1 protein-coding gene is annotated in these 1,124 nt (G+C 46.2%); it reads left to right on the top strand.

The features are described 5' to 3' along the window. The coding region (locus tag ACLGL1_RS09755) for a CAP domain-containing protein (protein ID WP_411008482.1) at nt 1-832 on the top strand (832 nt) is incomplete at its 5' end. Nucleotides 833-1,124 lie beyond the last annotated feature (292 nt).

The following is a 1,124-nucleotide window of genomic DNA, read 5'->3' as shown; positions in this document are numbered from 1 at the left end:
GGTGGTTATTACTAGGACTGATACTAACCCGGTACAGCCTCAAGCACCGGCTGCCCCAGTACAACCGGCACAACCCACCAACCCTGTCCAGCCCAGCGTAACGCCTAGCAAGCCTTCCAGTGAGGTGAATACACCTAGTAACCCCTTTACCCCCCAGGAACAAAAGAGCGCCCTAACAAGCGAAGAATTAGCCTGGTTAAAGGATAGGGCTAAGTCAGGCCCCCAGACCGAAGAAGACCTAGCTAGGTATGAGGCGTTCAAGTTCAGAAAGCCTCTCACTAGCGAAGAAAACGTCCTGTTTAATGCCTTTGCACGGTATGTGCCGGAGTTCAAGAAGAGCCTGTACTACCAGGCCCTAGAAGCCCCTCGAAAGCCTTTTACAGCAGACCAGCTGCGGATGCTGGAACTGGTGAATGCTGCCCGGGCTGAGCATGGACTGAAGCCGGTTAAGCTCTCTCCAGCCCTCTGTGAAGGGGCTGAGATTAGGGCGAGGGAGACTACGGAAGCCTTGCAGGGTATTAATTCCTTGGCCGGCTTTGAAGCTAAAGAAGCAGCCGGCTGGAATCCACATAGAAGATTAGATGGGAGCAAACCCAGTACCGTTTTGAATGATGTCGGCCTGTCGCAGTTTATTAAGCAAGGTAATTTAAGTGAAAATTTAGGCTCAACCTTAACCACTAGCGATAGGGACCTGTATTCACCAGAAGAAGCTGTGAATAGATGGATGAACTCCCCGGGCCATAGAGGTAATATTCTTAAGCCCTATAATAAATACGCAGGCTTTGGTTATCATGCAGGCAGCACTCAGAACTGGATTCAGCTTTTCCAATAAAAATATAAAAAGGGGCTATTGCAAAATAGGCCCTCTAACAAACAAAGTCCCAGCTCAAAAAAATGAGGAGGGACTTTGTTTATGGATATATCCATGTAAGCTTATAATATATAGCTAAGGAGAATTTTATAAATCAATTAGGGCTAAGTTTGTCTGCAATCCAGAGGCTGTGTCGAATGATTTTACTCATTCTGACACAGCCCCTTTTTTGCTTATCATTAGTATTTTAGAATATGACTTGAATTGTAATATTAAGTGCAACAGCCAAAAATAAAAGCCCATTAGGCCCTTC

The organism is Peptococcus simiae (assembly GCF_046569735.1).
Taxonomy (GTDB): Bacteria; Bacillota; Peptococcia; order Peptococcales; family Peptococcaceae; genus Peptococcus; species Peptococcus simiae_A.
This window is presented reverse-complemented; position numbering and strand designations above follow the sequence as displayed.